General features: G+C 37.7%; 27 protein-coding genes. 4 read left to right on the top strand and 23 right to left on the bottom strand.

All coding sequences use genetic code 11. The features are described from left to right. Positions 1–1,173: a hypothetical protein gene (locus CRO54_RS01015; RefSeq protein WP_097127681.1), complete on the top strand. Its 1,173-nt coding sequence runs from the start codon at positions 1–3 to the stop codon at positions 1,171–1,173. A gap of 343 nt (positions 1,174–1,516) precedes the next feature. Here CRO54_RS01015 and CRO54_RS01010 read toward each other — a convergent pair whose 3' ends face one another. From CRO54_RS01010 to CRO54_RS00955, 13 genes are all read right to left on the bottom strand, one after another. After that, entirely contained in the window at positions 1,517–3,559 is a 2,043-nt protein-coding gene (locus CRO54_RS01010; protein WP_097127678.1) for an LTA synthase family protein, read from the bottom strand. Between the two features lie 4 nt (positions 3,560–3,563). Beyond that, positions 3,564–5,018 carry a glycosyltransferase family 2 protein gene (locus CRO54_RS01005; protein WP_097127675.1) on the bottom strand — a complete coding sequence of 485 codons (1,455 nt, stop codon included), beginning with the start codon at positions 5,016–5,018 and terminating at the stop codon, positions 3,564–3,566. Beyond that, on the bottom strand, positions 5,018–6,163 hold the full coding sequence (locus CRO54_RS01000; RefSeq protein ID WP_097127673.1) for a HEAT repeat domain-containing protein: 1,146 nt from the start codon (positions 6,161–6,163) through the stop codon (positions 5,018–5,020). Before CRO54_RS01000 ends, CRO54_RS01005 begins: the two co-directional genes overlap by 1 nt. 17 nt (positions 6,164–6,180) lie before the next feature. After that, positions 6,181–6,555, bottom strand: a complete 375-nt coding sequence (locus tag CRO54_RS00995; protein ID WP_097127671.1) for a response regulator transcription factor — start codon at positions 6,553–6,555, stop codon at positions 6,181–6,183. 160 nt (positions 6,556–6,715) lie between these two features. Further along, a complete protein-coding gene (locus CRO54_RS21565; protein WP_276329154.1) occupies positions 6,716–6,847 on the bottom strand; it encodes a beta propeller repeat protein in 132 nt (43 codons plus the stop codon). Further along, positions 6,840–7,736, bottom strand: coding sequence for a WD40/YVTN/BNR-like repeat-containing protein (locus tag CRO54_RS00990; RefSeq protein WP_240774984.1), 897 nt, complete (start codon positions 7,734–7,736; stop codon positions 6,840–6,842). The genes CRO54_RS21565 and CRO54_RS00990 overlap by 8 nt, the downstream gene beginning before the upstream one ends. Then, entirely contained in the window at positions 7,736–8,170 is a 435-nt protein-coding gene (locus CRO54_RS00985; RefSeq protein ID WP_097127668.1) for a DUF2147 domain-containing protein, read from the bottom strand. The genes CRO54_RS00990 and CRO54_RS00985 overlap by 1 nt, the downstream gene beginning before the upstream one ends. 73 nt (positions 8,171–8,243) lie before the next feature. Further along, on the bottom strand, positions 8,244–8,546 hold the full coding sequence (locus CRO54_RS00980) for a hypothetical protein (RefSeq protein WP_097127666.1): 303 nt from the start codon (positions 8,544–8,546) through the stop codon (positions 8,244–8,246). A gap of 21 nt (positions 8,547–8,567) precedes the next feature. Next, a complete protein-coding gene (locus tag CRO54_RS00975; protein ID WP_097127663.1) occupies positions 8,568–9,272 on the bottom strand; it encodes a hypothetical protein in 705 nt (234 codons plus the stop codon). Between the two features lie 10 nt (positions 9,273–9,282). Further along, positions 9,283–9,687, bottom strand: coding sequence for a VOC family protein (locus CRO54_RS00970; protein ID WP_097127660.1), 405 nt, complete (start codon positions 9,685–9,687; stop codon positions 9,283–9,285). Between the two features lie 2 nt (positions 9,688–9,689). Next, complete coding sequence (locus tag CRO54_RS00965; protein WP_097127657.1) at positions 9,690–10,079, bottom strand: DoxX family protein; 390 nt, start codon at positions 10,077–10,079, stop codon at positions 9,690–9,692. Beyond that, positions 10,060–10,560: a VOC family protein gene (locus tag CRO54_RS00960; protein WP_244904278.1), complete on the bottom strand. Its 501-nt coding sequence runs from the start codon at positions 10,558–10,560 to the stop codon at positions 10,060–10,062. Before CRO54_RS00960 ends, CRO54_RS00965 begins: the two co-directional genes overlap by 20 nt. A 167-nt stretch (positions 10,561–10,727) precedes the next feature. Then, entirely contained in the window at positions 10,728–11,228 is a 501-nt protein-coding gene (locus CRO54_RS00955; protein ID WP_097127651.1) for a DinB family protein, read from the bottom strand. 198 nt (positions 11,229–11,426) lie between these two features. Here CRO54_RS00955 and CRO54_RS00950 point away from each other — a divergent pair, with 198 nt between their 5' ends. After that, positions 11,427–12,395, top strand: a complete 969-nt coding sequence (locus CRO54_RS00950; protein WP_097127649.1) for a GlxA family transcriptional regulator — start codon at positions 11,427–11,429, stop codon at positions 12,393–12,395. Between the two features lie 69 nt (positions 12,396–12,464). Here CRO54_RS00950 and CRO54_RS00945 read toward each other — a convergent pair whose 3' ends face one another. Both CRO54_RS00945 and CRO54_RS00940 read right to left on the bottom strand, forming a co-directional pair. Further along, on the bottom strand, positions 12,465–13,226 hold the full coding sequence (locus CRO54_RS00945; RefSeq protein WP_097127646.1) for a DUF2931 family protein: 762 nt from the start codon (positions 13,224–13,226) through the stop codon (positions 12,465–12,467). A 13-nt stretch (positions 13,227–13,239) separates the two neighbouring features. Continuing rightward, positions 13,240–13,530 carry a hypothetical protein gene (locus tag CRO54_RS00940; RefSeq protein ID WP_097127643.1) on the bottom strand — a complete coding sequence of 97 codons (291 nt, stop codon included), beginning with the start codon at positions 13,528–13,530 and terminating at the stop codon, positions 13,240–13,242. 76 nt (positions 13,531–13,606) lie between these two features. Between CRO54_RS00940 and CRO54_RS00935 the strand changes: the two genes are divergently transcribed. Next, positions 13,607–14,434, top strand: a complete 828-nt coding sequence (locus CRO54_RS00935) for a carboxylesterase family protein (RefSeq protein WP_097127640.1) — start codon at positions 13,607–13,609, stop codon at positions 14,432–14,434. A gap of 123 nt (positions 14,435–14,557) precedes the next feature. Here the strand turns inward: CRO54_RS00935 and CRO54_RS00930 are convergent, their stop codons facing one another. From CRO54_RS00930 to CRO54_RS00895, 8 genes are all read right to left on the bottom strand, one after another. Next, the gene (locus CRO54_RS00930) at positions 14,558–15,091 is read right to left on the bottom strand and encodes a DUF3347 domain-containing protein (protein ID WP_097127636.1); all 534 of its coding nucleotides are present in this window, start codon (positions 15,089–15,091) and stop codon (positions 14,558–14,560) included. Positions 15,092–15,221: 130 nt separating this feature from the next. After that, positions 15,222–16,442 (bottom strand): efflux RND transporter periplasmic adaptor subunit, encoded by a 1,221-nt coding sequence (locus tag CRO54_RS00925; protein WP_097127633.1) that lies wholly within the window; start codon positions 16,440–16,442, stop codon positions 15,222–15,224. A 91-nt stretch (positions 16,443–16,533) separates the two neighbouring features. Beyond that, positions 16,534–17,901: an efflux RND transporter periplasmic adaptor subunit gene (locus tag CRO54_RS00920; protein WP_240774983.1), complete on the bottom strand. Its 1,368-nt coding sequence runs from the start codon at positions 17,899–17,901 to the stop codon at positions 16,534–16,536. After that, complete coding sequence (locus CRO54_RS00915; RefSeq protein WP_244904277.1) at positions 17,879–19,117, bottom strand: TolC family protein; 1,239 nt, start codon at positions 19,115–19,117, stop codon at positions 17,879–17,881. Before CRO54_RS00915 ends, CRO54_RS00920 begins: the two co-directional genes overlap by 23 nt. A gap of 247 nt (positions 19,118–19,364) precedes the next feature. Then, positions 19,365–21,302 carry an efflux RND transporter permease subunit gene (locus CRO54_RS00910; protein WP_097127628.1) on the bottom strand — a complete coding sequence of 646 codons (1,938 nt, stop codon included), beginning with the start codon at positions 21,300–21,302 and terminating at the stop codon, positions 19,365–19,367. A gap of 239 nt (positions 21,303–21,541) precedes the next feature. Further along, on the bottom strand, positions 21,542–22,834 hold the full coding sequence (locus CRO54_RS00905) for an efflux RND transporter permease subunit (protein WP_097127626.1): 1,293 nt from the start codon (positions 22,832–22,834) through the stop codon (positions 21,542–21,544). 130 nt (positions 22,835–22,964) lie between these two features. Continuing rightward, positions 22,965–23,315: a heavy-metal-associated domain-containing protein gene (locus tag CRO54_RS00900; RefSeq protein WP_097127624.1), complete on the bottom strand. Its 351-nt coding sequence runs from the start codon at positions 23,313–23,315 to the stop codon at positions 22,965–22,967. A 236-nt stretch (positions 23,316–23,551) separates the two neighbouring features. Then, positions 23,552–23,950, bottom strand: a complete 399-nt coding sequence (locus CRO54_RS00895; RefSeq protein ID WP_097127621.1) for an HYC_CC_PP family protein — start codon at positions 23,948–23,950, stop codon at positions 23,552–23,554. A 204-nt stretch (positions 23,951–24,154) separates the two neighbouring features. On the opposite strand from CRO54_RS00895, the gene CRO54_RS00890 reads away from it, so the two are divergent. Continuing rightward, positions 24,155–24,451: a Dabb family protein gene (locus CRO54_RS00890; protein ID WP_097127619.1), complete on the top strand. Its 297-nt coding sequence runs from the start codon at positions 24,155–24,157 to the stop codon at positions 24,449–24,451. Positions 24,452–24,467 lie beyond the last annotated feature (16 nt).

The raw sequence follows: 24,467 nt of genomic DNA, 5'->3' as shown, positions 1-24,467 counted from the left end.
ATGAGGAGAGGAATTTTAAGTACCATACTATTTTATTTTGTAATTGCCTTACCGCTTTGGATGTTCTTAGCCTGGCTAATTTGGCCAAAAACAAAGTATGTTATTGCTATTATAGATAAAACCGTTCTATTTAAATCAGGGCAAGAACACGCATCCCTAACTTGGGTATTGCGCAACAACAAATATTCAAAAACTTCTACAGACCTTTACAAGGTTGGCAGAGATTATTTTGGTTTTTTCCCTAATAAGAACAAAAAATATGATTTAAAGGGCCTTGAGAAAGTTTCTAATGAAAACTTAGAAAAGCTAAGTAGAAACTCTGATATGGTTTATGTAACCGATACTTACGGAATTTATTCTAAAGAGTGGTATTTGGGAAGAAATATTACCGAAAGGCAACGTTTATTGTACGGAGGCTTATCTACCCAAGACATGCTGTTTCTAAAAAAGATGAAGCAGAAGAAAAAATTAATCGTTACTGAATTTAATACCTTTGCAACCCCCACTCCAGAGCCCATAGCAAGGGAGTTTGAACAAACTTTTAATCTGAAATGGACTGGCTGGGTAGGCAAATATTTCGATTCGTTCGATACAGTACAAAACAAAGAGCTTCCTAAATGGCTAGTAGAAAACTACATGGCTCAAAACAATAATAAATGGCCATTTAAAAAATCTGGGATTGCATTTGTACACAAAAGTGATAAGATTGTAGTACTAGAATACGTAACTCACTTAAATGCTGAGGTGCCTTATATCCTCACCAAAAAAGAGGAAAGAGAGAAGTATAATATTCCTAAGAGCATGAAATATCCCTTTTGGTTTGATATTATACAAACGTCGAGGTCAAATAAAATCGTTTCCTTTTATGATTTAAAAGTGAATAGCGAAGGCTCCAAAGTATTAGCTAAAAACCACATTCCTTCCCAATTTCCGGCAATTATAGAGCATTACAGAAAAGATTATAAGTTCTACTATTTCTGTGGTGACTTTGCCGATAACCCTATTTCACAAGGTGGTTCTTATTTTAAAGGCATCAGTTATTTCAGAAGCTTATTTTACAATGATGATATTGCTGCAGAACGAGTGAGTTTCTTCTGGGAATTCTACAGACCAATGGTCAACAGCATTCTTCATGAGTATTATGAAGATATGAAAAAGGAAGATAAAAAATAACTGATTATAGTAATAAATCGACTCCAAAACTTAGTTATACGAAAAAGCAGTTCATCTAATAATGAACTGCTTTTCTATTTTTTATCAATGCTGAGTCGCTGTTATGATTCCATGCAATGATGGAACAGCTAATTAATCATAAATAGAGTTGTTCTATAATCCCTACACAGTTTAATAAACATTCAATTGATTGACAGCCAAATACCTGTAAAAAGCCTTAAAAACTGATGCTGACCTGTAGCGAAGCGGAAAGCTACTTGTAAATTTATTTCAGGATCAGTCTCATACTGAATGCCATATTTATTTCTGAAAATCAATAAATTAATTATTCGAACTCAGCTTACTACTTAAATTTCCTGTACAAGCTATCAGGTATTAATTTCAAACTCTTTGACACCTGGTTGTTTTGAGATTTGTATTGATTAAATTCTCCCATCAACTGACTTCTCTTCGTATCTTCTTGAACAGCTTCCAGTGCAAAATTATCGCCAACACTAAAAAGTGTCTGTCCATTTAAGAAATATTCTCCAGAAATATAGTCTGTTAAATCGCTAACAGTTTGTTTTAATGGGTAACGGTGGATATTTCTAAACTGCCTAACCGTATCCAAGCCTGAACCTACCCAGGTTACCAAACTAGGAGCATTTAACTTGTAATTTACTTGCAGAAACTTAACCATAGAAGGAGCAATATCCAAATGACTAGAAATAGAACGGATACTAGCACTACGTTTTAACATTGGCGAATAAATGATCAAAGGCACATGATATCTATCTATTTTGGTAGACATTGGTATTTCCGGCAACCTGTGATCGCCAGTAATTACAAAAATAGTATTGCTGTACGAAGGCAGTTTTTGAAACTCCTGAATTAAATGCTTGATGGCATCATCAGTGTATAAAATAGTAGCATATTGATCTTTGTAAGTTCTATGTTCTTCCTTTTGAGCGTCATTAAAACCGAGTTTCTTCATCTGCTCTTCTACTAGCGCATAATACTTGTCCATTTCTGGCACTTTGTAAGGCGTGTGCATAGAAATAGTTTGTATATAGCTTATAAAAGGCTTGTTAGTTGGTTGTTTGGCATAAAAACCGATCGCTTTTTTCATCAAATCCAAGTCTGGATATCCCCAATAAGAGTTATGAGGTGCTGGAAATTCTTTGAAATTAGCTTTTGAAATTAACTGATCTACACCTTGCTCCTTAATGAATAGATTTTCATTGTCGAAACTAGGGTCAGTACTCATAATAAACGATGATTGATAGCCATTTCTTTTTAACAAACTAAACGTAGTAAATGCCTTAGGCATATTAGCCCCCAAATCATTGTATCCTCTATTGAAAAATGGCAATGAACCTAAAATAGAAGGTAACGAAGCAAAAGTTCTTCCTTGTGATGCCAAGAAATTTTCGAAATACAAGCTTTTCCCTCTTAGCTCATCCAAAAATGGTGTAAAGCTACCTAAATAAGCATTTGGACCACTAAAAGCCCTACCCAAACCCTCTACCTGAACAAACACAATATTGGGGCGTTGCGCACTATTTACATTAAAGAAATTACCCAAAACATCAGCAGTATTGTCTTCTCTTAAAAACGGATAATCGTTATCTACATACTTCATTTGTGGCCTCAATGCATTATCGCCATCCATGCCTTCCTCAAAATAGTTAGAAGCATAGATATCTACAAGAGGCTCATCATCAAAGAAATAAGTATAACTATTTTCGAAGAAATAAGCTTGTTTATTAACGGCAACATTATAATCGTAATCTTTACTAAAATCTGCTTGCGATGGCAATGAAGAAACATTAAGCCAAATCAACAAAAGAGAACCTGCAAATACAAGGAGACCTATTCTGTAGGTAAAATATTTTATTTTCTGTACAAGCAAAAGTCCAAACCAAAGAAAAACAAAAGGCAGTATAAAAATAACTACGCTTAAAAAATCTATACTTAAACCCGCCGAAACCGTCTGTTTAATATCGGCAAACGAATAGCCATATAAATCAGAACCTAATGGAACTAAAGCGGTAAAGAAATACTTTAGCAATAGCAAATAAATGAGGATGTAGATGCTAAAAATAATACCTGTTGCCACATAAATATGTTTCTTTACCTTCAACGAAAAAAAGAAAAGTACAAAAGGCAAATACAGTATTGGCAAACATTTAAGCACAAAAACGATATCAAACAATAACGATTTTAAAAATACATTTGCCAAATCGCTCGGCATTTGCCCTTTTACAGCAACATAAGTATATTCTAATATTTTGATAAAAAGAACGGTAGCCAGCAAAGCAATAGCGTATTTCATAAACATGATTACACTATTCTTAAATCTATCTAAAACAGGATATTCTGGTGCCTCAAAAAAAGTATTCTCCATTATATTATGTAGTTGTAGTTTGTTCGGTTTTGATTGGAATTTTATTTTCTTTAAAACCCTTACGAGTCATAGCTCCCCAAGAATTTTTACCCAAAAGTTTTTGAATATTTCCCTGTACTGCCCAAAATATGGTTAGTGGGTGGTACAAAATTGGCTCTAGGAAAGCAGCTAATAGTAGCTTTATCAAATCGGTACCTTTTGTATATTGCTGGTAAGACATTTCTTCGAAAAGAATGGCCACTGTAGATAATGTTACCGAAAAGAAGTAAACCATTGACATTAAGATAAGCGAGAACTCCAAATTAACGTTACCCATGATCACAAGGATGATGAAAACGCTAAGACCTAAAAACTCCATTATCGGTGCCAACCATTCAAAAAACAACCAATAAGGATAGCTCAGCATACCCAATATGCCATATCTAGGATTAAAAAATAAATCTTTGTGCGCCCATAAAGTCTCTAAGTTTCCTCTTGTCCATCGGTTACGTTGGCGACCTAAAATAGATAAATCTGCAGGCGCTTCTGTCCAACACAATGGATCTGGAATGTAAACCACTTTAAACCTGCGGTCTTGCTCATACATATAGCGCCTCATTCTCACTACCAGCTCCATGTCTTCGCCAACGGTGTTGTGATCATATCCTCCTACTTTAATTACCACGCTCTTATCGAACAAACCCATTGCCCCAGAAATAATTAAAAGGCCATTCAACCTACTCCAGGCCATACGTCCCATTAAAAAAGCACGTATATATTCCAAAACTTGAAAACGGGGCCAAAGATTTTTAGGCATGTTCACCTCCACCAACTTTCCATCTTCTACTTTACAAGAGTTAGCAATACGTACTACGCCACCAGTTGCAATAACTTGATATTTTTCTTCGAGGTAAGGTTTTGCAAGCTTCAAAATAGCGTCTTCCTGTACAATGCAATCCACATCTATACATAGTAGCAAATCTTTTGCAGCAACATTAATACCAGCATTTAACGCATCAGATTTACCGCCGTTCAATTTATCAACCACGGTTAATTTAGAAAAAGATGGTAGTTTCGATTTATAAACACCCCTTACGTCATTACAACCAATCTGATAATCAACCGCAAAATCTACTTTCTCTAGCTGATAATAATCAAACATACGTCGGAAGGTACTATCTGTACTGCCATCGTTAATAATGATTACCTCGTAATTACCGTAATGTAGCGATAACAAAGATCTAATGTTATCTATAATAGTAGCTTCTTCATTGTAGGCCGGGGCCAAAACAGATACCGACGGGGCCAAAGGCGAAACCAATATTTCGCGATAATTCAGATAGCTATTTTTTTTCATGTAGCCATTCATTTCAATGGCAGAAAGTAGGGTAAGCATTACGTAAGACGCCATTACCACCATAGCGTAATAAAAAATCGCGTTATTGAAAAGGATCTCGAAGGTTGCTAAAAACTCTTTCATTATGGTTTAATACGATTATCTAATACGTGTTTAATTAATGTTCGGTTCTCTGCTGTAGTTTGCTTGAAAATTTCTTTCAACTTATTTTCGCCATCATCAGGATCGTTTTTAATTGCATACATCGCTTCCATTTTGATTTTCGTATCTGCAGAGTAAATTCTTGATGATAGAAATTCTGCATAATTGCCCGATGAAATTTTACCAATGGAATTTAATATTTCCAGTTTTATCTCGTCGGGGTGGTCAAAATAAACGCCGAACATATGTTTTTCAGCATCTTCCAATTCCAGTTTACCAATAATATTGATTGACTTTTTAACGATTTTAGGATTGTGATGCTTTAACAACCTTTGCACTTCTTCTGCTGCGTCAAACTGCATAAAATGGTCTATCAGTTTCAAACAGAGCATTACAACCGTATCATTCGGAGAACGCAACCACTTAGAGAAAGAAGGAATGGCTAGTTTTTTATTTTTGGTGATGATTTCGAATAAAACTACCTGGTGCCAATCCAAAATACGTTCTTGTGCCCTATCTAAAAAGTGAAAAGGGTTACTTGGCGAAAGTTTGATATAGGCTGCCTGAGCTTCCATACGTAGAAGTCCATTTTCGTCATCCGTATATTTCACGATTTCCTCGGCCATATCCGTAATTTCCATTTCGTTGGCCTCTCTTATACCCTCAATCTTGGTTTCCCAGTTTTTATTATTGATTTTTTTTCGAGATTTTTTATCTAAATCTAGTTTATGAAAAAGTACAGCAAGCACTTCAGGAACTTTACCCGTAAAGTTTTTATGATAGGTTAAAATTTCGGTAGTTAAAATATTGTTAACGATTGGATTTCGAAGTGGCATCTTCTTTATCTTCGGATAGAAATGAGCGATAATCTCATCCGTATCATCACTTTCATCGTAGATTACCACATTAGCCAACATATTATCAATATGTTCCTTCCAATATTTAATTTGCTTTTCTTCTCTGTTTTTGCTGGCTCGCTTAAAAAGGATATAGATATAAAGCTCTACCATAGCCACAATGCAGAAAAGTATAATCAGCAAAGAAACCCTGATATTCGTGGGAAAATAAGATAGCCTGTCGGTATAGGTATCCCCGATGTATTTAAAAATAGTTTCGAAAAAGTTCATTCTTTAGAATCCTTCTACTAAAAAACGTTCTGTTTAATGTATCTTTTTATGCGAACAGAAAGTTCATTTAAGTTAAATGGCTTGTAAATAAAATCATCTGCACCTAAACTAAATCCCTCTAGCACAACATTCTCCAAGCCAACGGCAGATATTAATAAAACAGGCGTACTCTTTTTAAGTGGGTCGTTCTTGATGTAACTGAGAATTTCCATTCCACCAACAAAAGGCATCATAATATCCGTCAATATCAAATCATAGGTTTCACTCTTCACCTTATCCATCGCTTGTCTACCATCAGATGCAACATCTACCTGATAACCATCTTTTTTAAGCTTAAACTCTAAAGCTTTAAGCATTAATACTTCGTCTTCGGCAATTAATATTTTTGACATCTTTCTCCTATTAGATTAATACTATTACAATTTTCTTACCACTTATAAGAATACAACCGAAAGTTGTTGTCAGAGCGCAGAAATAGTGATTTGATTATACAAATATAATCTTAAACACTCCTTTTAGGAGTATTTTTTTCCCCACAGTGTAGAAATTAATTTAATGGGCAATTGCTAGTTGATAGATTTGTCCGTTGCCACCTACGAGAATAGCTGTATTACCAACCGATTTTACAGCATTAAAGCTTAATGAAGAAACATTTTGCCAAGTTTTGCCCCCATCTTTAGACATCGGTACCAGAAGTACCCGTAGCAACACAAATATCATTGGTAACGTAAGTAACACCAGAACGGTAACCAAAAACTGGCTTCTCAGCTTTTCTCCAGCTTTTACCTCCATTTTTTGTGTACAATACATTGTTACCATTGTCTTTATCCTTCAAATAATTGCCACCAACCACAATTCCGTTGTTGGCATCATAAAAATCTAAAGAAAAAACGCCAGTACTGCTTTCGCCTTGTACAATTGGACATGGATAAATCTTCCATGTTTTGCCATAATTTGGCGAGAAATAAATGTTAGACACAGAACCGCCGGTGGCAATCCAAACTTTTCCATTGCTGGAGGTTTTAATGGTAGTGCCACTGGCCGCAAAGCCAGCTTCGCCTACTTTAAGTTCTTTGGTTAAATTATCAGTTATATTTTGCCAAGTTAAACCGCCGTCATCGGTTTTAAGCAATTGCATTTTTTGATGGATGGGGTCACCGAAAATCATTCCATTTTCTTTGTCCCAAAAATCCATCCCATCTAAAAAAATGGCACTATCGGTGTTTTTATAGTTTTCTCGCCAAGTTTTACCGCCGTCTACCGTAGATAGGATGTACGCTGGAGAACCGGCATTTACGATGATTGCCTTTTTTGCATCAAAAGCATGGATATCTCTAAAATCGAGGGTTTCGAAACCTTTGGGCTGTATCCATTCCCAAGTTTTACCGCCGTTAACAGATTTCCCTACGTAACCTTTGCTACCACTTACCCAAATCACTTCTTTATTAACTACCGAAAGGCCACGCATACTCGTTTTAGCATCGGTCACCAAAGGCTTTAGCTCGTAAGTTTGCGCCATAGTTAGAAATGGCAGTAACATTAAAGAAAGCTGCATTTTAGCTGCGAGGTTCATTACTTAACCCGTTTAAACACTTCGGTTCTGCCAATTAAAGAAACGCCAATAAAACCACGAACACTTAATTGATTGGCTTCTTTTAAGGTTAATTTACAGCTATATGTTTTCCCAGATTTTGGGTCATAAATAGTTCCGTCAATCCATTTACCATCATCAAAAATGAAATTTTTAAGAATTTCGAGACCTAGAACCGGTCTATTTCTTAAACTCTCCGTTGGATTTTTTTCGTCTGTTTTAGGCTTTCCATTTGCATCGTTTGGCTCTTTTATCCAAGCTAATTTGCCAAAAAACTTGTCGCCACGCTTATATATTTCTATTTGGCCTTCGCCTGAAGGATTAAGCCATTTACCTAAAATATCGTCTTTCTTTTGCGCAAACACTTGTACAGAGAGTACAAAAAGCACTATAAATAATGAAGCTTTCTTTAACATAACCTTATAATTTTATCTATATAAAGTTAAGTATTTTAAGAGAGAAAAGTTTTAGGAAAATAAAATTAACAGTCTAAATAAAGCTTAGAAATACATTTATTCCTCGTTTTTGGTGAATTGGCGCAAAGACTTTTGAAGAAATAGTTTGCAAAGGTTTATCGTCTAAAAGGGCAGCAAAATGTCCCATCATTTCAAACTGCTTAATGACCAACAATGCTAAATCAGCATCATTACCTTTTGTGCTAATACGAAATATATGGTCGCAATCTTCCAAATCAAAGTTGACTTCGATGGCGGCTACGTGACTACTTATAACATCTACAATCTCCGATGCTTTAATTGGACAAGTTACATCTGTTCTAAAAACTTCAATCATATTGACCAAAGAAACATTTATTCAATATACTAATTTTCGCACTAATAACTTTCTTAGAGTCACTAAATGTGCAAACAAAACAACTGGAACAATAAATGTGGGCAGCCATACAAATGGAAAATGCAATATAGCTACGTTTGGCTGCTCAAATGCTAATTTTTGAAGTGGAGAAGGAGCTGATAAAAATGCGATAATCACCACATTCAATAGCAAAGCCAGACAAACGAAATTCCAAACTAAAATTATTTTAGGATTAGATTTTCTAGCGACAAAGAAATGGGCAACAATGGGTGCAGTAACTCCCGCCAAAATATCAAAATTTCTTCCTTCGAAAGTCATTAACTGCGGTACTAATTTATTTAAGTACAACAGATACAAACCAACTTCCACAGGAATTCTGATTACATGCAAATAGGTTAATGCTTTTAACGGAAGAGCGTCTATCCACCACCTACCTTTCTTTGAAATAAATAGAATTACAATTAAAAACAGCATCGGAAAAATGCCAAAACTCACTATTTTGGGAGGGATAGCATCAGTATCATTACGATAAACACCTGTAATGCTAAGAAAAGATTGGAGGAACAACCAAAATAAGGAACCGACAATAGCGATCATCACTGTTGTCGGTCTATTCCTTTTTACAGCGAACACCAAGAAGAGCAGTAGTACTATCGTTATCATAATAAATAAGACAGCAGCTGGGTCAAGCAATTCTTTTGGCATCTGTTAAAGCTTACTGAGGCAAGGCGCTCATATCCATGAAACTTATTTCCCACATGTGGCCATCCAAATCTTCGAAACCGTGACCATACATCCAGCCGTGGTCTTGTTTTGGCATCAATGCTTTTCCGCCTGCTTCTATTGCTAAGTTCACATACTGGTCAACTTCTTCCCTACTATCGGCAGAAATACAGATCAGCACTTCTGTACTTTCCTTCGCATTAGCAATTGGTTTAGGAGTGAATTTCTTAAAAAACTCTTCCCTTAGCAACATCACCATAATATTTTCTGAAATAATCATGCAGGTTGCATTTTCATCTGTAAATTGTTGGTTAAAAGTGAAACCTAAATGCGTATAAAATTTTATCGCTACATTTAAGTCCTTAACTGGGATATTTACGAATATTTGCTTAGCCATTTTTATTTTTTTTGTAAATGATGATACGTGATATAAGAAATTAACAACAAGGTGAATACTACCAGCGGCGAGAATGACATCGGCACCAAACCATCTACTGCCAAATGGCCAATTATTGCCGAAATATACTTGATACCGCAGCCAACATAAGCCCATTCTTTGAGGCGTTTTCCAATAAATGGCAGAACTATGATTAGTCCGCCAATAAAGTGACCGATACCTATTTCTATTGCCAGCCATTGGGGAATGTCCAAATGTTCGGTACCTTGTTTCGCTTCTGGACTATCCATAAAAAATACACCAGGCAAGATAAACAAGGCAAGTAGTCCGGTTGAAACCCAGTAAGCTACCTTAATGGATTTTTTAGGCTGATTATTGAGCGGCTTTTCCATCCTGTGCTTCGTTGTAACTTACCATCCATTGAATTTGAAACTTGTCTACCAACATTCCATAATAATCTCCCCAAAACATATCTTGCATTGGCATTTGTACCGTTCCGCCTTCGCTTAGCGCTGCAAAAATTCTATCTGCATCTGCACGACTATCTACACTGATACAAAGCGAGACATTAGTTCCTGCGGTTATTGGCGGCATATTCGAAGGAACATCTGTACCCATTAACATGGTGTTACCTATTGGAAGTGCAATATGAGCGATACCGTTACCTTCATTTTCTGGCACACCATCACCTGCACAACCTTCGCTGTCTGCGGCATCTTGAGGTATTTCGTTAAAGCGCATTACAAACGGAAAATCTCCACCAAAAATAGATTTGTAGAAATTGAAAACTTCTTCGGTATTACCGTTAAAGTTTAAATAAGGATTGATTACCATAGTCTTATTGTTTTGATTGATTAAGTCAAATTTAGGCATCAACTTTAGTTTTTGAGATTGCCGAACAGGTCAACTTTTAGGGTGGTTTAGGACAAGTTGATTAAATACGATGAATAACTTTGGATAAAAAAATACCCCAGTCATCGGCTATCTCTCTCGTAGAGCATGACCAACGACTGGGGTGTAGACTAGATTGACCAACAATCTTACATGTACTTCATACCATCGTATCCTAACAACCTACGCCAAAGTGCAATTTGACCAATGCAATTTGCTTCGCGATAAGTATTGAAACTCACCATCTCAAATAAAGGAAACGTCATTTGTTCTACCGGAAAACTTAGTATTTTATCCAATTCATCATCGGTAACGTTGGCTAATTTTTCTCTCAAAATAGGCGAAATGGTATTCCATTGGTCTTCGTAAGTACTAATGGTCGGATATTTTACGTCTTCCTTAATTCCTTGATGGTGCTTAAATAGCTCATCGGCACCAGCCTTTAGATCTACACCTAATAAATTAGCCAGTTCAAAACGTTCTTGCAACAAACTACCAGCTAACCAAGCAATATGATTAGCTTTGGTATCTAAACGTTTGTTTGCGTCCTCGTCGCTAATGCCTTCGAGTACGTTGTGGTAAAATTTGGTATGCATATCATACAACACCAAAAAACCATACATTCTGTCACTTACAGGTTTAATTTCCATCGTTTAATTTTTTTAAAGGGTGATTGGTCGTCATCATTAGCTTTCGCCTAATACAATTATTAATCATGAGAGCTCGGTAGCATTCAATTTTTATTATCCTAAATTACCTGAGTATTGTAAATTTTCCAATTATCATTACGGTCAAAATTTGGGGGCATTCGAGACATTTACTACTTTTAATCAACCCAAGATATAAACATGAAAAAAATAGGATTGTTCTTAAGCAAAGATTATAAGTTACTAAGTGTTGCTGCGGCGCTTGAAGTATTTGAAACAGTGAACAAATTTGCGATAGCAGAAAAGCAGCCAAAGCCCTTTGAAATTGTTTTATTAGCTAGCGAAGAGGCTATTGCTCAAAGCAAAGAAGCTTTAGGCTATCAACTTACTTCGTTAAAGGACGCCTCTTCCATGCAGATTATCCTTATTCCGGCATTTACATCAGAAGATATGCAGGCAACATTGATGGCTAACATGAACTGCATTCCGTACTTGGTAGCGCAATATCAAAAGGGCACTTGCTTGGGTAGTTTTTGTACAGGTGCTTTTTTACTGGGGGCAAGTGGTTTGTTGAATGGAAAAATTGCTACCACGCATGTAGACGCCAGTAATGGCTTTGCAAATGCTTTTCCGCAGGTGAAATTAAAGGTAGATAAAACGGTAACGCAAGACGACCGTTTATACACTAGCGGCGGTGCGACTTCATCTTTCCATTTATTATTGCACTTGGTTCACGAGTATTGCGGTAGAGAGATGGCTATTCGCATTGCGAAGGTTTTTGCCATTGATATGGATCGAGAAAACCAATCTTATTTCAGCACTTTTCAACCTTCTAAAGACCACACTGATGAATTGGTAGCGATTGCGCAGAGCAAGATTGAAGCTAATTACCACGATGCGGCTACCATCGAAGAACTGATTAAAGATATTCCATCTAGCCGCAGAAATATCGTACGTAGGTTTAAGCAGATTACCGGTATCACTCCCATCGAATATCTACAACAAACCAGAATTGAAGCTGCCAAAAAGCTGTTGGAAAAAACCAATCAACAGATGAACGAAATTATTTACAGCTCTGGCTACAATGACCCGAAAGCTTTTAGAAAGGTATTTAAGAAGAGTGTGGGTATGACACCTACTCAGTATAGAGAGAAGTTTCAGGTGAGGTAAAACAGTCCGAAAGACAATAAAATCAGAACGTTGGTAAAGACCGAAAGAATAAGGTGCAAAGAATAACGACTATCTTTTTGAGTCTTTCAGCTGTTGCTCCCAATACTCCTTATTCTTTTCGATATAATGGGTTGGGCTATCAATGTATTTAGCGTTTGCATCAACACCACTATTGATTAAGTTTTTGATCGTATCAGGCATATATTCGAAAACTGTTCGATAATACTCCTCTTTGCCCATCTTCTTGCCATGATATAAATCCTCTGGAGAAAGCTGTTTCGGTTTTAGCTTAGTTTTTAACAGTACTTTTTCGAAAAACATTCCACGTAACCAAACTATCAAATCTCCATCATTTGCAATACCCACTACAAATTTTAAACCTTGTCTTTCCTGCATCCCCGTGTTGGTAGAAATTTGAAGCAATTGATTTTTAGCCTTCGCTTCCTTAAAAATATTTTCAATTGTCTGTCGGGGTAAGTCTAAGGTATCTTTATAAAATTTCTTATCTCTATAAGAAACATATTGCAAGGCCAGTTGCTTAGGAAACTGCATGGGGTTGTTTACTCTTGGCGAATAATACTCTGTTCCCCAGCTACTATTGAAACTATTCACTTCATCTCTCGTATAATAAAAACCGTCGCCAAACTCATCCTCATCAGGATAAATGAAATAAATATCCCTCAAATAAATAGGATGAGTATAAGGCGCACTTACGCTAGCAAAAAAATAATGACGATCCCAAGCTTTATAACTTAGAACCCGCCAAGCTATACCTAATACCAAAACTATGGCAATGCCGATGTAAATCTTATTAACTAGATTGAGTTTCATTTTTTGCGTTAAATTAATGTTGAAAAGCCTTACCTAACTGAAATGCGTACCAGAGAAGACCGGTGAAGATTAACAAAATCATAAATGAAATTCCAAAAAACCATTTGGCCGCACGGTAGCCATAACTGAAAGCGTAAATACCTAGCAGAACGACAAAAGCGACTCCAGCAAAATATATTCCCATCATAGACTCATCTCCTGAACTTGGCGTGAGATTGAAGAAAATCATTATTAAAATAACATTAACGACGATTAACAGTACCGAGAGGTTACTGTTTTTTTCTTTAAGTTCTTCTTGTTGCATGGTTAAGAGCTTTAACTAATTATACAAATATAAACGCTGTTTTGTTCATTTAAATTTTAGCAGCGATATTCGCTTCATGAAAAAACACCTCTTTGTTTTCTGCATATTATGGATTGAAGTCAACAATTTACAAGCGCAACTTCCTGAAATTAAAACCATTTCTTTCGATAGTACAGCATTTTTAGCGAAAAGAAATGAACTAAATAAAATTGATGTTAGTTCATTTGCAAAGCTGAATTATGAAGTAAATAGCCTTAAACTTCCTTACAGATTGTTATCTCCAAAGAAAATTAAAACTGGTGCTAAATATCCGCTGGTTATCGCCTTACACAACTCAACAAGGTTAGGCAATGATAATGAAAAGCAATTAGAACCCTTAACCAGAACTTGGCTGCAAGACGAATTTAGAACAAAATTCCCTTCGTTTGTTTTGGCTCCTCAATTTGAAGACAGACCAACACAATATGCCACAAACGAAGCTTTCGGTGCAGTTACCGCTACACCTCAACAAAATCTAAAAGTTTTAATTTTATTGGTGGAAACCTTGATGAAAAATCCTCAAATTGATAAAGAGCGAATTTATTTGATTGGTTACTCGATGGGTGGCTCGACAGCGCAGCATTTACTTAGCCAAAAGCCCGATTGGTTTGCTGCAACGATTTCTGTTGCAGGAGTTCCAGATGTTTCGAATCTACCAAATATCAAGAATAAACCTATTTGGTTAATTCACGGCAGAAAAGATGATGAAAATCCATTTAATGGCAGTAATAAGCTTTTTGCACAGCTAAAAGGGAACAAAAAAGCTCGATTTACTATTTACGAAAACCTAGATCACAATACCATTAATTTCCCTTTGTTGGGTACAGATGAATTGGCAAAGTGGCTGTTTAAATGGAGAAGGTAGATATTGTCTAAAACCTATGGTCTCAAAACTTCTCGTCATTTCGACGATAGGAGAAATCTAGCATCTAATTAAATAATATGAGCTAGATTTCTCAGTCGTTCCTTCTTCGAAATGACGAACGCCTTATTTCAAAGTCTCCTTAATCTCCCCACAATCCAACATGCTTTCTCCATAATAAGGATTTCTAACTTCCTTTTGGTTACTTAACCACGAAGCACCTTTATCGTTCATCGCCATTGGACAGTATTCTACATAAACTTCTCCTGATTGTAAACCGGTAGCTTTTACTTTGGCAATCATCTCATTACTTAAGCTAGAGAATAGCGCTCTTTGCACTTCAATATCTGATGCGGCAGTAATCTTCGCTGCAAAACCAGCTAGTTTTTCTCCGCCAGCTAAGGCTTTTGCACCTAGTTCTAATGCCATACTCGCCTCTTTAGCTGTAGCTAAATCAGAATTAATTAAGGCGCTGCTCAACAAAAGATACTGTTGATAGACAGCGTTTAATTGATCATTTTTAAGAGAAACTGGATTTACAGCCGTCACCTTCGTCTGCTCTTTGGCAACTGTTGTGTCCTTTTTTTCTTCAGTTTTTTGATTGCTGCAAGCAACGAGTAACATTGCCAATGCAGCTAATAATATGATGTTTTTTTTCATTGTTTTTTAAAATCTAAATGGTCTTGTCAGGCTGAGCTCGTCGAAGCCCTTAAACATTTCGACAAGCTCAATGTGACAATAAATGCTAAGACTTACGAAGTTTCGAAAACTTCGTAAGTCTAAAAGTTAATTATGATTTATCCAAAGGATGCTTGCCCCTTTTTAACACGTACTCACTATAAAGCAAATAAGCTCCAGTTACCACTACCTCATCGCCCGTGGCAATACCTGAAGTTATATTGATACTATTTCCATTTGCTTTTCCAGTACTTACCGACATGGGTTCAAAACTGTCCTTTCCAGTTTTAATCCACACATGCTGACCTTTGCCATCACGAATTACCGCATCTATAGGTAAATTCATTTCGCCGCTAACTGCCTGCGAAGTCAACATTACCTTCACTTGCAAACCGGCTTGCCATTGTCCATTAGGATTAGCAATGCTCCCTCTGATTTGTGTGAGTTGCGTACCGGCTTGTAACGATGGATTAATGAAATCTACTTTCATTGTTTGCGCTTGGTCTTCCCAACCGTCCACCACCACTTTTAAAGCTTGACCTTGCTTAATTTGCTGCATTTCATTTGGATAAACATCTACCTCTACCCATAATTTTCCGTAACCTTCCAATCGCATAATGGGGCTACCTTCCGCAACATACTGGCCTTGAGTTATACTTAACTCAGCAACCGTGCCTCCTTGTGTAGCAAATACGGTTACGTAAGGATTTTTCTGTTGAGTTTTGTTCAACTTCTGTAATTGGGCTTCGGTTTGTCCGTATAACAATAGCTTTTGTTTAGCAGACGAAACCAATTGTTGCTCCAATTTATCACCCGCAAATTGTTTCTGTTGCGCTAAGGCCATCAAATATTCTTGTTGTAAGGTGGCCAGTTGTTCTGAGTACAATTTGTATAATGGCTGACCTTTGCTAATCACAACGCCAGTTTCTCTTACAAATAATTCTTCTATCCTGCCAGCTACTTTTGCCGAGATGTAATTGCTTTGTTGCGGGTCTATCACCAATCTACCATTTAGGACACTTTGGTTTGAAATATCTCCGTTTTCTCCATCGCCAATGCGAATGGTTTTGATGTTGGCAAGCAATTGTCGTTGCGCATCCAACTTGATACTTTTATCGTCACTGTTTTTCTCAAAAGGCACCAAATCCATGGCACAAATTGGACAGGTTCCCATTTCATGTTTAATTACCTGAGGATGCATGGGACATGTGAAGGTTTGCTGTTTCGCTTCAGCCGATTTTTCCTCAGTTTTTTTCTCTCCACTACATGCTACAACTCCAACAATTAAGCTGAAGAGAATAAAGATGGAGATGATATATTTAATTCCTTTCATTTGTATTTATTTATGCTTGAATACAAGTTTTAACATTAAGGAATTAAGATTAGTTAAGAAGAACCTAATGTTTCTTAATTCCTTAATGTTTTTATTTCGCTTTTATAAAACTCTCACTATCTACTAAATACGCTGCATTTTTAGCAAATTCCATATTATGGATATTTTCTTTTACCTGTATCAATCCGTTCATACGCAAGCCAGTAATTAAGTTTACACTCACAAACACACCATTCTCTTTTTTGAAAGCCGTGCTTTGTGCGCCTATGCTCAAGACTGCCGATTCGGGCAACCAGTAACTTTGAGGTACCAACATTGGAATCTTTGCCGTTAGAATTTCACCTGCTTTGAAACTCCCCTTGTTAAGGTAAATTCTCGCCACTGTAAAATTCTCCTCTGCTTTAATCATTGGTTGTATTAAACCTACACTCGACGTCTGAAAAGTATTTTCCTTATCGGTCGTTTTATAAAATGCCAGTTTACTACCTTTCTTAATTAAAGTCCCTAAAGTGGGTTTGAGTGCGAACTCTGCCAGTAATTGGTCGGCTCTATAAATCGTGAAGATACTTTGTCCCACATTTACATATTGGCCTTCTCTCAGCATCACTGGCGAATTTTCAACTTGTGGTGTTGGCGCTGCACTTGAAGCTGTACCACCTCCACCACTCATTCCCGACATCCCATCACTTCCACTCTCACTACTTGGTGCACTCGCAGCAGCAGCATTGTTATTGGCTAACTGTTTCTCCAAAATATAACCATCTGCAGGACTGTAAACCGGAATACGGTAATTCACTTTTTTAGTTTGCAACACCTGTTGGATGGTCTGATGACTCATTCCCAACAACAGCAAACGTTGTTTAGCTTGTTCTAACAAACGTTCGTCACCAGCACTCTGCGAAAGATAAATCAGTTCTTGTTGTGCCGCAGCCAAATCTGGAGCGTAGATTTCAAACAACAACTGCCCTTTTTTTACAGGCTGATAATTGTATTTGATGTAAAGCTTTTCCAAACGTCCACCGACTCTGCTAGCTATGCTTGTCTCACTACGAGTATCATAGTTCACCATCCCCTGCACTTCGGCAGTAAAGATTTTAGTTTCGTAACTCGCTTTAACTACTGTTGCTTTGGCCACTACCTGTTCGTTAGACGGCGCAATCAAAGCTTTCAAACTAGCATCTACTTCTACCTTTCCAATATCATGATGATCTTGTTTTGGTTTGGTTTGGCAGGATGCGAGGATTAGCACGATTAATAACAACAGCACACTTTGCAGCCCCATTCCCACCTTCGTCATTTCGAGCGTAGCCGAGAAATCTTTGAACTTTGAAACCCTATCTAAAAGATTTCTCCATTCCACTGCGTTCCAGTCGAAATGACGGCGGCTGCTTTTCTCTCCCCCTTGGGGAGAGATGCCCAACGGGCAGAGAGGGGCTTTACCTATACAATTCCTTTTCATAATCTGCGATCATTAAGTAAAGTTTCAATTTTTCATCCAGCACATTGTTCTGCATCATATTCAACGCTTCCCACGAAGCAATTACCTCTGGCAGCTGCATTTTATTTTCACGATAACCCAACACGTTCACGTCCAATGTTTTCTGTAAAGTTGGAATGATTTTTTGTTCCATTGCCGCTATTTGTTGTTGCATCGTTTTAATCTGATACTGCATTCCGTATAACATTCCTTGCGTTTCTTGCAACATCGCAGCTTTCTCCATCTGCATCGCTTCTACTTCATATTGCATTCCCTTCACTTCAGATTTATACATTTTTGATGCCCACGGTGCAATCGGGATACTGACCATTCCCATTACGCTAAAGGCTTTTGGCATTCCGCTGCCCAAAGGCGACATATGGTCGAAACGAACTCTAAAATCTGGTCGGCTTTGTTTTTTCATAGCCTCAACGTTCAGTTGCATCGATTGGATATTATAATCCATCTTGGCAATATCTTTTCGAGCCACTGCCAAACTAGCTGTATCTAAAGCCGTCGCCGCTACAAATTGGGGAACGTAATTACTATCGATTTTAAACTCGGTATTGCCTTGTCGGTTCATCATGCTGTTTAACCAAGCCTTTGCTCTACCAATTTCTCCCTCCTGCATACGCTTCATGTTTTCTGTTTCTTCCAGCTTTGCTGAAGTTTGATAAACACTCCCCAATTTCGATTGATTAAACGGATATCTGATTTCCTCAATCTTCTTCATGGTTTGCATAATTTGGGTGCTTTTCTCAAGCACTTTCAATTTCTGCTGGGCAACTAGCCAACTGTAATAAAGCTTTTTCGCCTGTGTTTTAAAATCGTTCAACGTCACTTCTCTAGTTGCCCGTTCTACCTTCGCTTTAGATTCAATGAACTTCTTTTGTGCATTCAGTTTTCCGTAATTAGGAATATCCTGTTCCACCTGAAACATCAACGAACCTTTATCTCTACCGTCCATAATCATTTGCCCAGGATAAGGTGTCATGAAGGTTCCTACACCAACCATTGGCGCCATCCAAGCAGTAGCCGCTTTGGCGTTGTATTGATAACTCTCCGCTTTTAACCCATAAGATTTAAGCTGTAGGTTGTTTTGGTCAATACGATTTAGGATGGTATCGAGAGAAAGAACTGGCGTTTGGGCTACAGCAAAAAAAGGCAATAGAACTGTAGAGAAAGCGAAGATTATCATAAACATCTTATTAGAAATAATAGATTGCTTCGTCGTTCCTCTCCGATTTGTCGGAGTAAACTCTCGCAATGACGGAGTGCCCATTTCCTCCCCCTGCCCCCTCAAAGAGGGTGATATGCAATCGCCGATAAGCGTCATGTATCTCCCTTTGGAGGGAGAATTAAAGAGGGAGGAATTACTTTCAATGTTACTATACCTCTCTGCCCTTCGGACATCTCTCCCCAAAGGGGCGAGAACAGCGTGTGAATTAATGTTGTACATCGTGCACCTCCAATTTTCCGTATTTTTTCAATTCGTATTCTTTAGACATTAAAAAGATGAGTGGTGTCACCAATAAAATATGTGTAGAAGAAGTCAAGACACCACCTATCATAGGTAACACGATAGGCTGCATTACATCAACTCCTACACCAGTAGCCCACAACACAGGTACCAAACCAAACAAGGACACACAAACCGTCATCAGTTTTGGGCGTAAACGTTTTGCTGCTCCATAAATCACATATTCTCTTAAATCATCTCGAGTAATTGTTTCCCTAGAATTTCCTTTGAGCTTAATCAATTGTTGCATCGCATCGTTCAAGTAAATCACCATCACAATGCCTGTTTCTACCGCAATACCAAACAAAGCAATAAAACCCACAGCCACGCCAACCGAAAGGTTTACGCCCCAGAAGTAAATCATGTAAGCACCACCAATTAAAGCAAATGGCACTGTAATTAAACTTAGAAAAGCTTCTCTAATCGAATGAAAAGCGAAATAAAGTGAGAAGAAAATAATCACCAAAACCACTGGAGCAATCCACATCAACGTTTGCTGACCTCTAATTAAATTCTCGTACTGACCGCTCCACTCCAAGAAATATCCCTCTGGTAAAATGCCATCTTCCTTGTTCAGTTGCTCCATCGCCTCTTTTACCGTACTGCCCAAATCTCTGTCACGGACGTTGAACATCACTGCCCCACGTAAAATCGCATTGTCAGAACTGATCATCGGCGGACCATCCTCAAACTTTACGTCAGCTACGCTAGATAAAGGAATTTCTCCAAAACTTGGCGATTGCAATGGAATACGCTGGATTTGCTCCACACTATTACGATATTCTTGCGCCAAACGCACACTGATAGAAAAACGCTGACGACCTTCAATGGTATTGCCAATGCTGGCACCACCTAGCGCCGTTTCTACCACTTGGTTTACATCATCAATATTTAAACCGTAGCGAGATAATTCTTCTCTTTTGATGTTTACAGCCAAATATTTTCCACCTGTAATAGGCTCTACAAATAAATCGCTCACCCCAGCAGTGCCTTCCAAAGCCGCTTTCACTTTCTCCGAAACCGCAGCAATGGTATCCAAGTTTTGTCCGAAAACTTTAATGCCTACATCGGTACGAATACCCGTAGCCAACATATTAATTCGGTTGATGATGGGTTGTGTCCAACCGTTCACTACCCCTGGAATTTGCAACTTTGCATCTAGTTCGGTAATGATATCCTTTTTAGTAATCCCCTCACGCCATTCTCTTTTTGGTTTCAGCGTGATGATGGTTTCTATCATACTAATAGGCGAATTATCCGTTGCTGTATTTGCCCTACCGGCTTTACCTAACACCTTATCAACCTCTGGTACTGATTTGATGATTTTATCCTGTACCTGTAAAATTCTTTTCGCCTCTGCATTAGAAACGTCTGGCAAGGTTACGGGCATAAACAAAATACTCTGTTCATCCAATGGAGGAATAAACTCCGTCCCTAAATTTTTTAATAAGGGAATGGTAATCAATAACGCCACCACGTTAATAGCGATAGTTGTCTTACGCCATTTTAGCACTTTCCTAATGATAGGCTCGTATACTTTTTCCAAAAATCTGTTCACCGGATTGGCACTATCTGGCTTAAATTTTCCTTTCATAAAAAAGGAAATCAGCACCGGAGCCAAAGTGATCACCAACAAGGCATCCACAATCATGATGAATGTTTTGGTGTACGCCAACGGATGGAACAGTTTTCCTTCCTGACCAGTTAACATAAACACTGGCAAAAACGACGTGATAATGATTACCGTAGCAAAAAACACCCCTCTAGATACTTGCTTGCTCGACTTCGTGATAATCGCCAGTCGTTCTTCTTCGCTGATCCATTCAGGCTCTTTGCGAAATTTATTTCTTAACCAATTTTTCATTTAGGTTTTATTAGTTATATGTTGTGAGTTACGAGTGAAATCCAAACGCCTACCTTAATACTTCCAACTTTTTTTTGAAAAGCAATTCTTGCATTTCATCGCTTGCTGCAGCCCCACTATCCGTTACTCCCGATGAAAAATCGGGATTCACTGCTATCGGGTTTATTTCACTTTATTCCAATTTACTTCGGAAAATTCCCAAAATCCTCGCCGCAGTAGAGACGCAAAATTTTGCGTCTCTACTGTGGCTTCTCTTTATTCCCAACTACCTGCTCATACCGCTCCGACAAATGTTTATAAGCATTCTCGCTCATGATAATTCCATTATCGACAATTACGCCAATAGCTAAAGCAATACCCGTTAACGACATGATATTAGAACTAATTCCAAAAGCATTTAACAGAATAAAACTTGCCGCAATGGTAATTGGAATTTGGATAATGATACTTACTGCACTGCGCCAGTGGAACAAGAAAATAATCACGATGAGCGATACCACAATCATCTCCTCAATCAAAGTATGCTTAATAGAATCTACCGATTCCTTAATCAATTCGCCACGGTCGTAAACAATATCGAACTTCACTCCTTTGGGTAAGCCTTTCGATACTTCAGTCATTTTGGCTTTTACCTTATCAATCACCTCTGCAGCATTTTCACCATAGCGCATCACTACAATTCCACCTACACGTTCGCCTTCACCATCTTGGTCAAAAATTCCTAAACGAGTTTCGCCAGTCATTTGTACCGTAGCCACATCTGCAATTCGAATAGGTGTACCATTTTGGTTTTTAATAGGAATGTTAGCGATTTCGTCTATCGATTTTAGGTAACCCGAAGTTTTGATGATGTAACCAATGTCACTCATTTCGAACTTCCGTCCACCGGCTTCGTTGTTGTTACTTCTCACCGCCGAAATCACCTGTGGCACCGTCAATTTGTAGAACAACAACTTATTCGGGTCTATTGCAATTTGATACTGCTTTTGGAAACCACCAAACGAAGCAATTTCACTTACACCTGGCACAGTCTGCAAAGCAAATTTCACATACCAATCTTGTATGGCTCGCTGCTCACCCAAATCTACATCTGGCGCATCTAAAGTGTACCACAATACGTGACCCACACCTGTTCCATCGGGACCAAGCTGTGGCGCAGCACCATCTGGTAATGTTTTTGAAATTGTACTGATACGTTCTAATACTCGTTCCCTAGCCCAGTATACATCTACGTCATCCTCAAAAATGACATAGATAAAGCTCATCCCGAACATGGAAGAACCACGCACATATTTAATTTTAGGAATACCCTGTAAATTGGTCACCAACGGATAGGTAATCTGATCTTCTATCAATTGAGGCGAACGTCCCATCCACTCTGTGAACACAATTACTTGGTTTTCGGACAAGTCTGGAATAGCATCTATCGGATTTTTCTTTACCGCAAAGATGCCCCAAACAAATATCCCAATGGCCAGCACCAACACGATAAATCGGTTGCGCATAGACCAGTCAATAATTTGATGTACCATTTGAAAATTATTACCCTCTTTCTTTTATGGCTTGTTATAATTAAAATCCTCCCCCTACCCCCTCCAAGAGGGGGACAGCACCATTCAATTCTCTCCCTTTTAGGGGAGAGATGCCGAAGGCAGAGAGGGGTTAATGCGCCTTTACCGTTTTACCTGTACGGTCGTATTTGCAACAACCTGGCAACTTATCGTAAACCTCATTTTTAGCTTTTGCTTTATCAGTATCATGACCTAAAGCAGCTATTTTTTGTTGAATTTTTTCGTTGCTGATTTTTGTACTATCATAACTTACGGTTAAAAACTTATTGTCTTTATCCCATGTTGCGCTAGTAATTGCGGCATCTTTCAAACCAGTTTCGATACGTTTTTTACACATACCACAGTTACCTAATACTTTAATTTTGTCGGTTTTTGTTTGCGCAAAAGCAGCAGTACCTAACATAGTGAATACCACAACAGCAATCATTTTTAATGAGTTCATAATTTCTAAGTTTTGTTGATAGCAAGAGCTCACACAAAGGCGGGCTTAGCTAGCAACGGATTAAATAAATAAGATTTGGATTTTTTGGCTAAAAAGCCTGTTGAATTTGTTCGAAACGTTGTTTTATCGTCATTCCCAACTCGATTGGGAATCCTAATGCGTACGCTTTAAGTTTCCCGCCTACGCGGGAATGACGACATAATGAAAGGCATTACGTTTTCGAAAGAAAAAGGGTATTATATTCTGTAAGTACAGTTTTTGATAAAAATAGGGGTTCGTTGCCCTAAAGGAGGCGCATTGCTTCTGGCCTCTTGTGAAATAATCTTGGTAACTGGCAACAAATAGCTTTCTAAAGGCTTTACCTGAGGAATTACAAAAGCCGACTGCTCGAACTTGTAAATCTGTGCATTTGCCTTTTGAGCTTGGTCTACCTTAGCTTGATGTTGTACATCTTTACAGCAAGATTTTTCGGAAGATTTCTTTTTTTCCATGCCGCAGAAATCGCAAGCATGCTTTTCGCTATCGGTTAAACTCCAATCTACGAGTTCGCCCATGCAGTAATGAAGATTCACTCCAGCCCCACTGGCTACTGCCAGATAGAAAAATGCCATAAGTGTTAAAAAGAATTTCTTCATTGCGACACAAAGATGAAGAAAAAATTTGAAATGTGTTTTATATAATTTTTTGAGTTTGTTATAGAATTGACAAATTTTGGTTAATCGATTATTTGTTTAAATTGGTTAATTGTTCAGTATTATACCGACATACAAAGTTTCAGTTAACCAAATAACCGGTTTAAACAATTAACCAAATTGCATATCTTCGCTTAAAAAAAAACAATGATTGCACACCACGTATTATTTTGGTTAAAAGCCGATACCACTGAAGCTCAAAAAGAAGCTTTCTTAGGAGGATTAAAAAGTTTAGAAAACATTGAAGTTGTAAAAAGCTTTCACGTAGGTACACCAGCACCAATTGAGCGTGCAGTGGTTGATACGACTTATACTTTCAGCTTAATCTTATTTTTTGAAGATTTGGCAGCACACGATGTGTACCAAGTTCATGCAATTCATAAAGCCTTTTTAGAAGAATTTAGAGTATTCTTTGAAAAGGTGGTGATTTATGATGCACAATAAAATCAATTAACCATAT

Source organism: Pedobacter xixiisoli (genome assembly GCF_900215335.1).
Taxonomy (GTDB): domain Bacteria; phylum Bacteroidota; class Bacteroidia; order Sphingobacteriales; family Sphingobacteriaceae; genus Pedobacter; species Pedobacter xixiisoli.
Note: the sequence above shows the minus strand (reverse complement) of the source record. Positions and strands in the feature narration are given on the sequence as shown.

Coding starts and splice junctions, on each gene's coding strand:
- CRO54_RS00955 (WP_097127651.1), bottom strand. CDS start 11,228: ATGGAAATTAAACCTGTAAGTGACAGAATGTATGGTTTTTTGGTGTTG.
- CRO54_RS00915 (WP_244904277.1), bottom strand. CDS start 19,117: ATGATAATCTTCGCTTTCTCTACAGTTCTATTGCCTTTTTTTGCTGTA.
- CRO54_RS01005 (WP_097127675.1), bottom strand. CDS start 5,018: ATGAAAGAGTTTTTAGCAACCTTCGAGATCCTTTTCAATAACGCGATT.
- CRO54_RS00950 (WP_097127649.1), top strand. CDS start 11,427: ATGAAAAAAATAGGATTGTTCTTAAGCAAAGATTATAAGTTACTAAGT.
- CRO54_RS00945 (WP_097127646.1), bottom strand. CDS start 13,226: ATGAAACTCAATCTAGTTAATAAGATTTACATCGGCATTGCCATAGTT.
- CRO54_RS00975 (WP_097127663.1), bottom strand. CDS start 9,272: ATGCCAAAAGAATTGCTTGACCCAGCTGCTGTCTTATTTATTATGATA.
- CRO54_RS00970 (WP_097127660.1), bottom strand. CDS start 9,687: ATGGCTAAGCAAATATTCGTAAATATCCCAGTTAAGGACTTAAATGTA.
- CRO54_RS00890 (WP_097127619.1), top strand. CDS start 24,155: ATGATTGCACACCACGTATTATTTTGGTTAAAAGCCGATACCACTGAA.
- CRO54_RS00985 (WP_097127668.1), bottom strand. CDS start 8,170: ATGTTAAAGAAAGCTTCATTATTTATAGTGCTTTTTGTACTCTCTGTA.
- CRO54_RS00965 (WP_097127657.1), bottom strand. CDS start 10,079: ATGGAAAAGCCGCTCAATAATCAGCCTAAAAAATCCATTAAGGTAGCT.
- CRO54_RS00910 (WP_097127628.1), bottom strand. CDS start 21,302: ATGAAAAATTGGTTAAGAAATAAATTTCGCAAAGAGCCTGAATGGATC.
- CRO54_RS00925 (WP_097127633.1), bottom strand. CDS start 16,442: ATGAAAGGAATTAAATATATCATCTCCATCTTTATTCTCTTCAGCTTA.
- CRO54_RS00990 (WP_240774984.1), bottom strand. CDS start 7,736: ATGAACCTCGCAGCTAAAATGCAGCTTTCTTTAATGTTACTGCCATTT.
- CRO54_RS21565 (WP_276329154.1), bottom strand. CDS start 6,847: ATGTCTAAAGATGGGGGCAAAACTTGGCAAAATGTTTCTTCATTAAGC.
- CRO54_RS01015 (WP_097127681.1), top strand. CDS start 1: ATGAGGAGAGGAATTTTAAGTACCATACTATTTTATTTTGTAATTGCC.
- CRO54_RS00930 (WP_097127636.1), bottom strand. CDS start 15,091: ATGAAAAAAAACATCATATTATTAGCTGCATTGGCAATGTTACTCGTT.
- CRO54_RS00940 (WP_097127643.1), bottom strand. CDS start 13,530: ATGCAACAAGAAGAACTTAAAGAAAAAAACAGTAACCTCTCGGTACTG.
- CRO54_RS00920 (WP_240774983.1), bottom strand. CDS start 17,901: ATGAAAAGGAATTGTATAGGTAAAGCCCCTCTCTGCCCGTTGGGCATC.
- CRO54_RS00960 (WP_244904278.1), bottom strand. CDS start 10,560: ATGCCTAAATTTGACTTAATCAATCAAAACAATAAGACTATGGTAATC.
- CRO54_RS00995 (WP_097127671.1), bottom strand. CDS start 6,555: ATGTCAAAAATATTAATTGCCGAAGACGAAGTATTAATGCTTAAAGCT.
- CRO54_RS00935 (WP_097127640.1), top strand. CDS start 13,607: ATGAAAAAACACCTCTTTGTTTTCTGCATATTATGGATTGAAGTCAAC.
- CRO54_RS00980 (WP_097127666.1), bottom strand. CDS start 8,546: ATGATTGAAGTTTTTAGAACAGATGTAACTTGTCCAATTAAAGCATCG.
- CRO54_RS01000 (WP_097127673.1), bottom strand. CDS start 6,163: ATGAACTTTTTCGAAACTATTTTTAAATACATCGGGGATACCTATACC.
- CRO54_RS00895 (WP_097127621.1), bottom strand. CDS start 23,950: ATGAAGAAATTCTTTTTAACACTTATGGCATTTTTCTATCTGGCAGTA.
- CRO54_RS00900 (WP_097127624.1), bottom strand. CDS start 23,315: ATGAACTCATTAAAAATGATTGCTGTTGTGGTATTCACTATGTTAGGT.
- CRO54_RS00905 (WP_097127626.1), bottom strand. CDS start 22,834: ATGGTACATCAAATTATTGACTGGTCTATGCGCAACCGATTTATCGTG.
- CRO54_RS01010 (WP_097127678.1), bottom strand. CDS start 3,559: ATGGAGAATACTTTTTTTGAGGCACCAGAATATCCTGTTTTAGATAGA.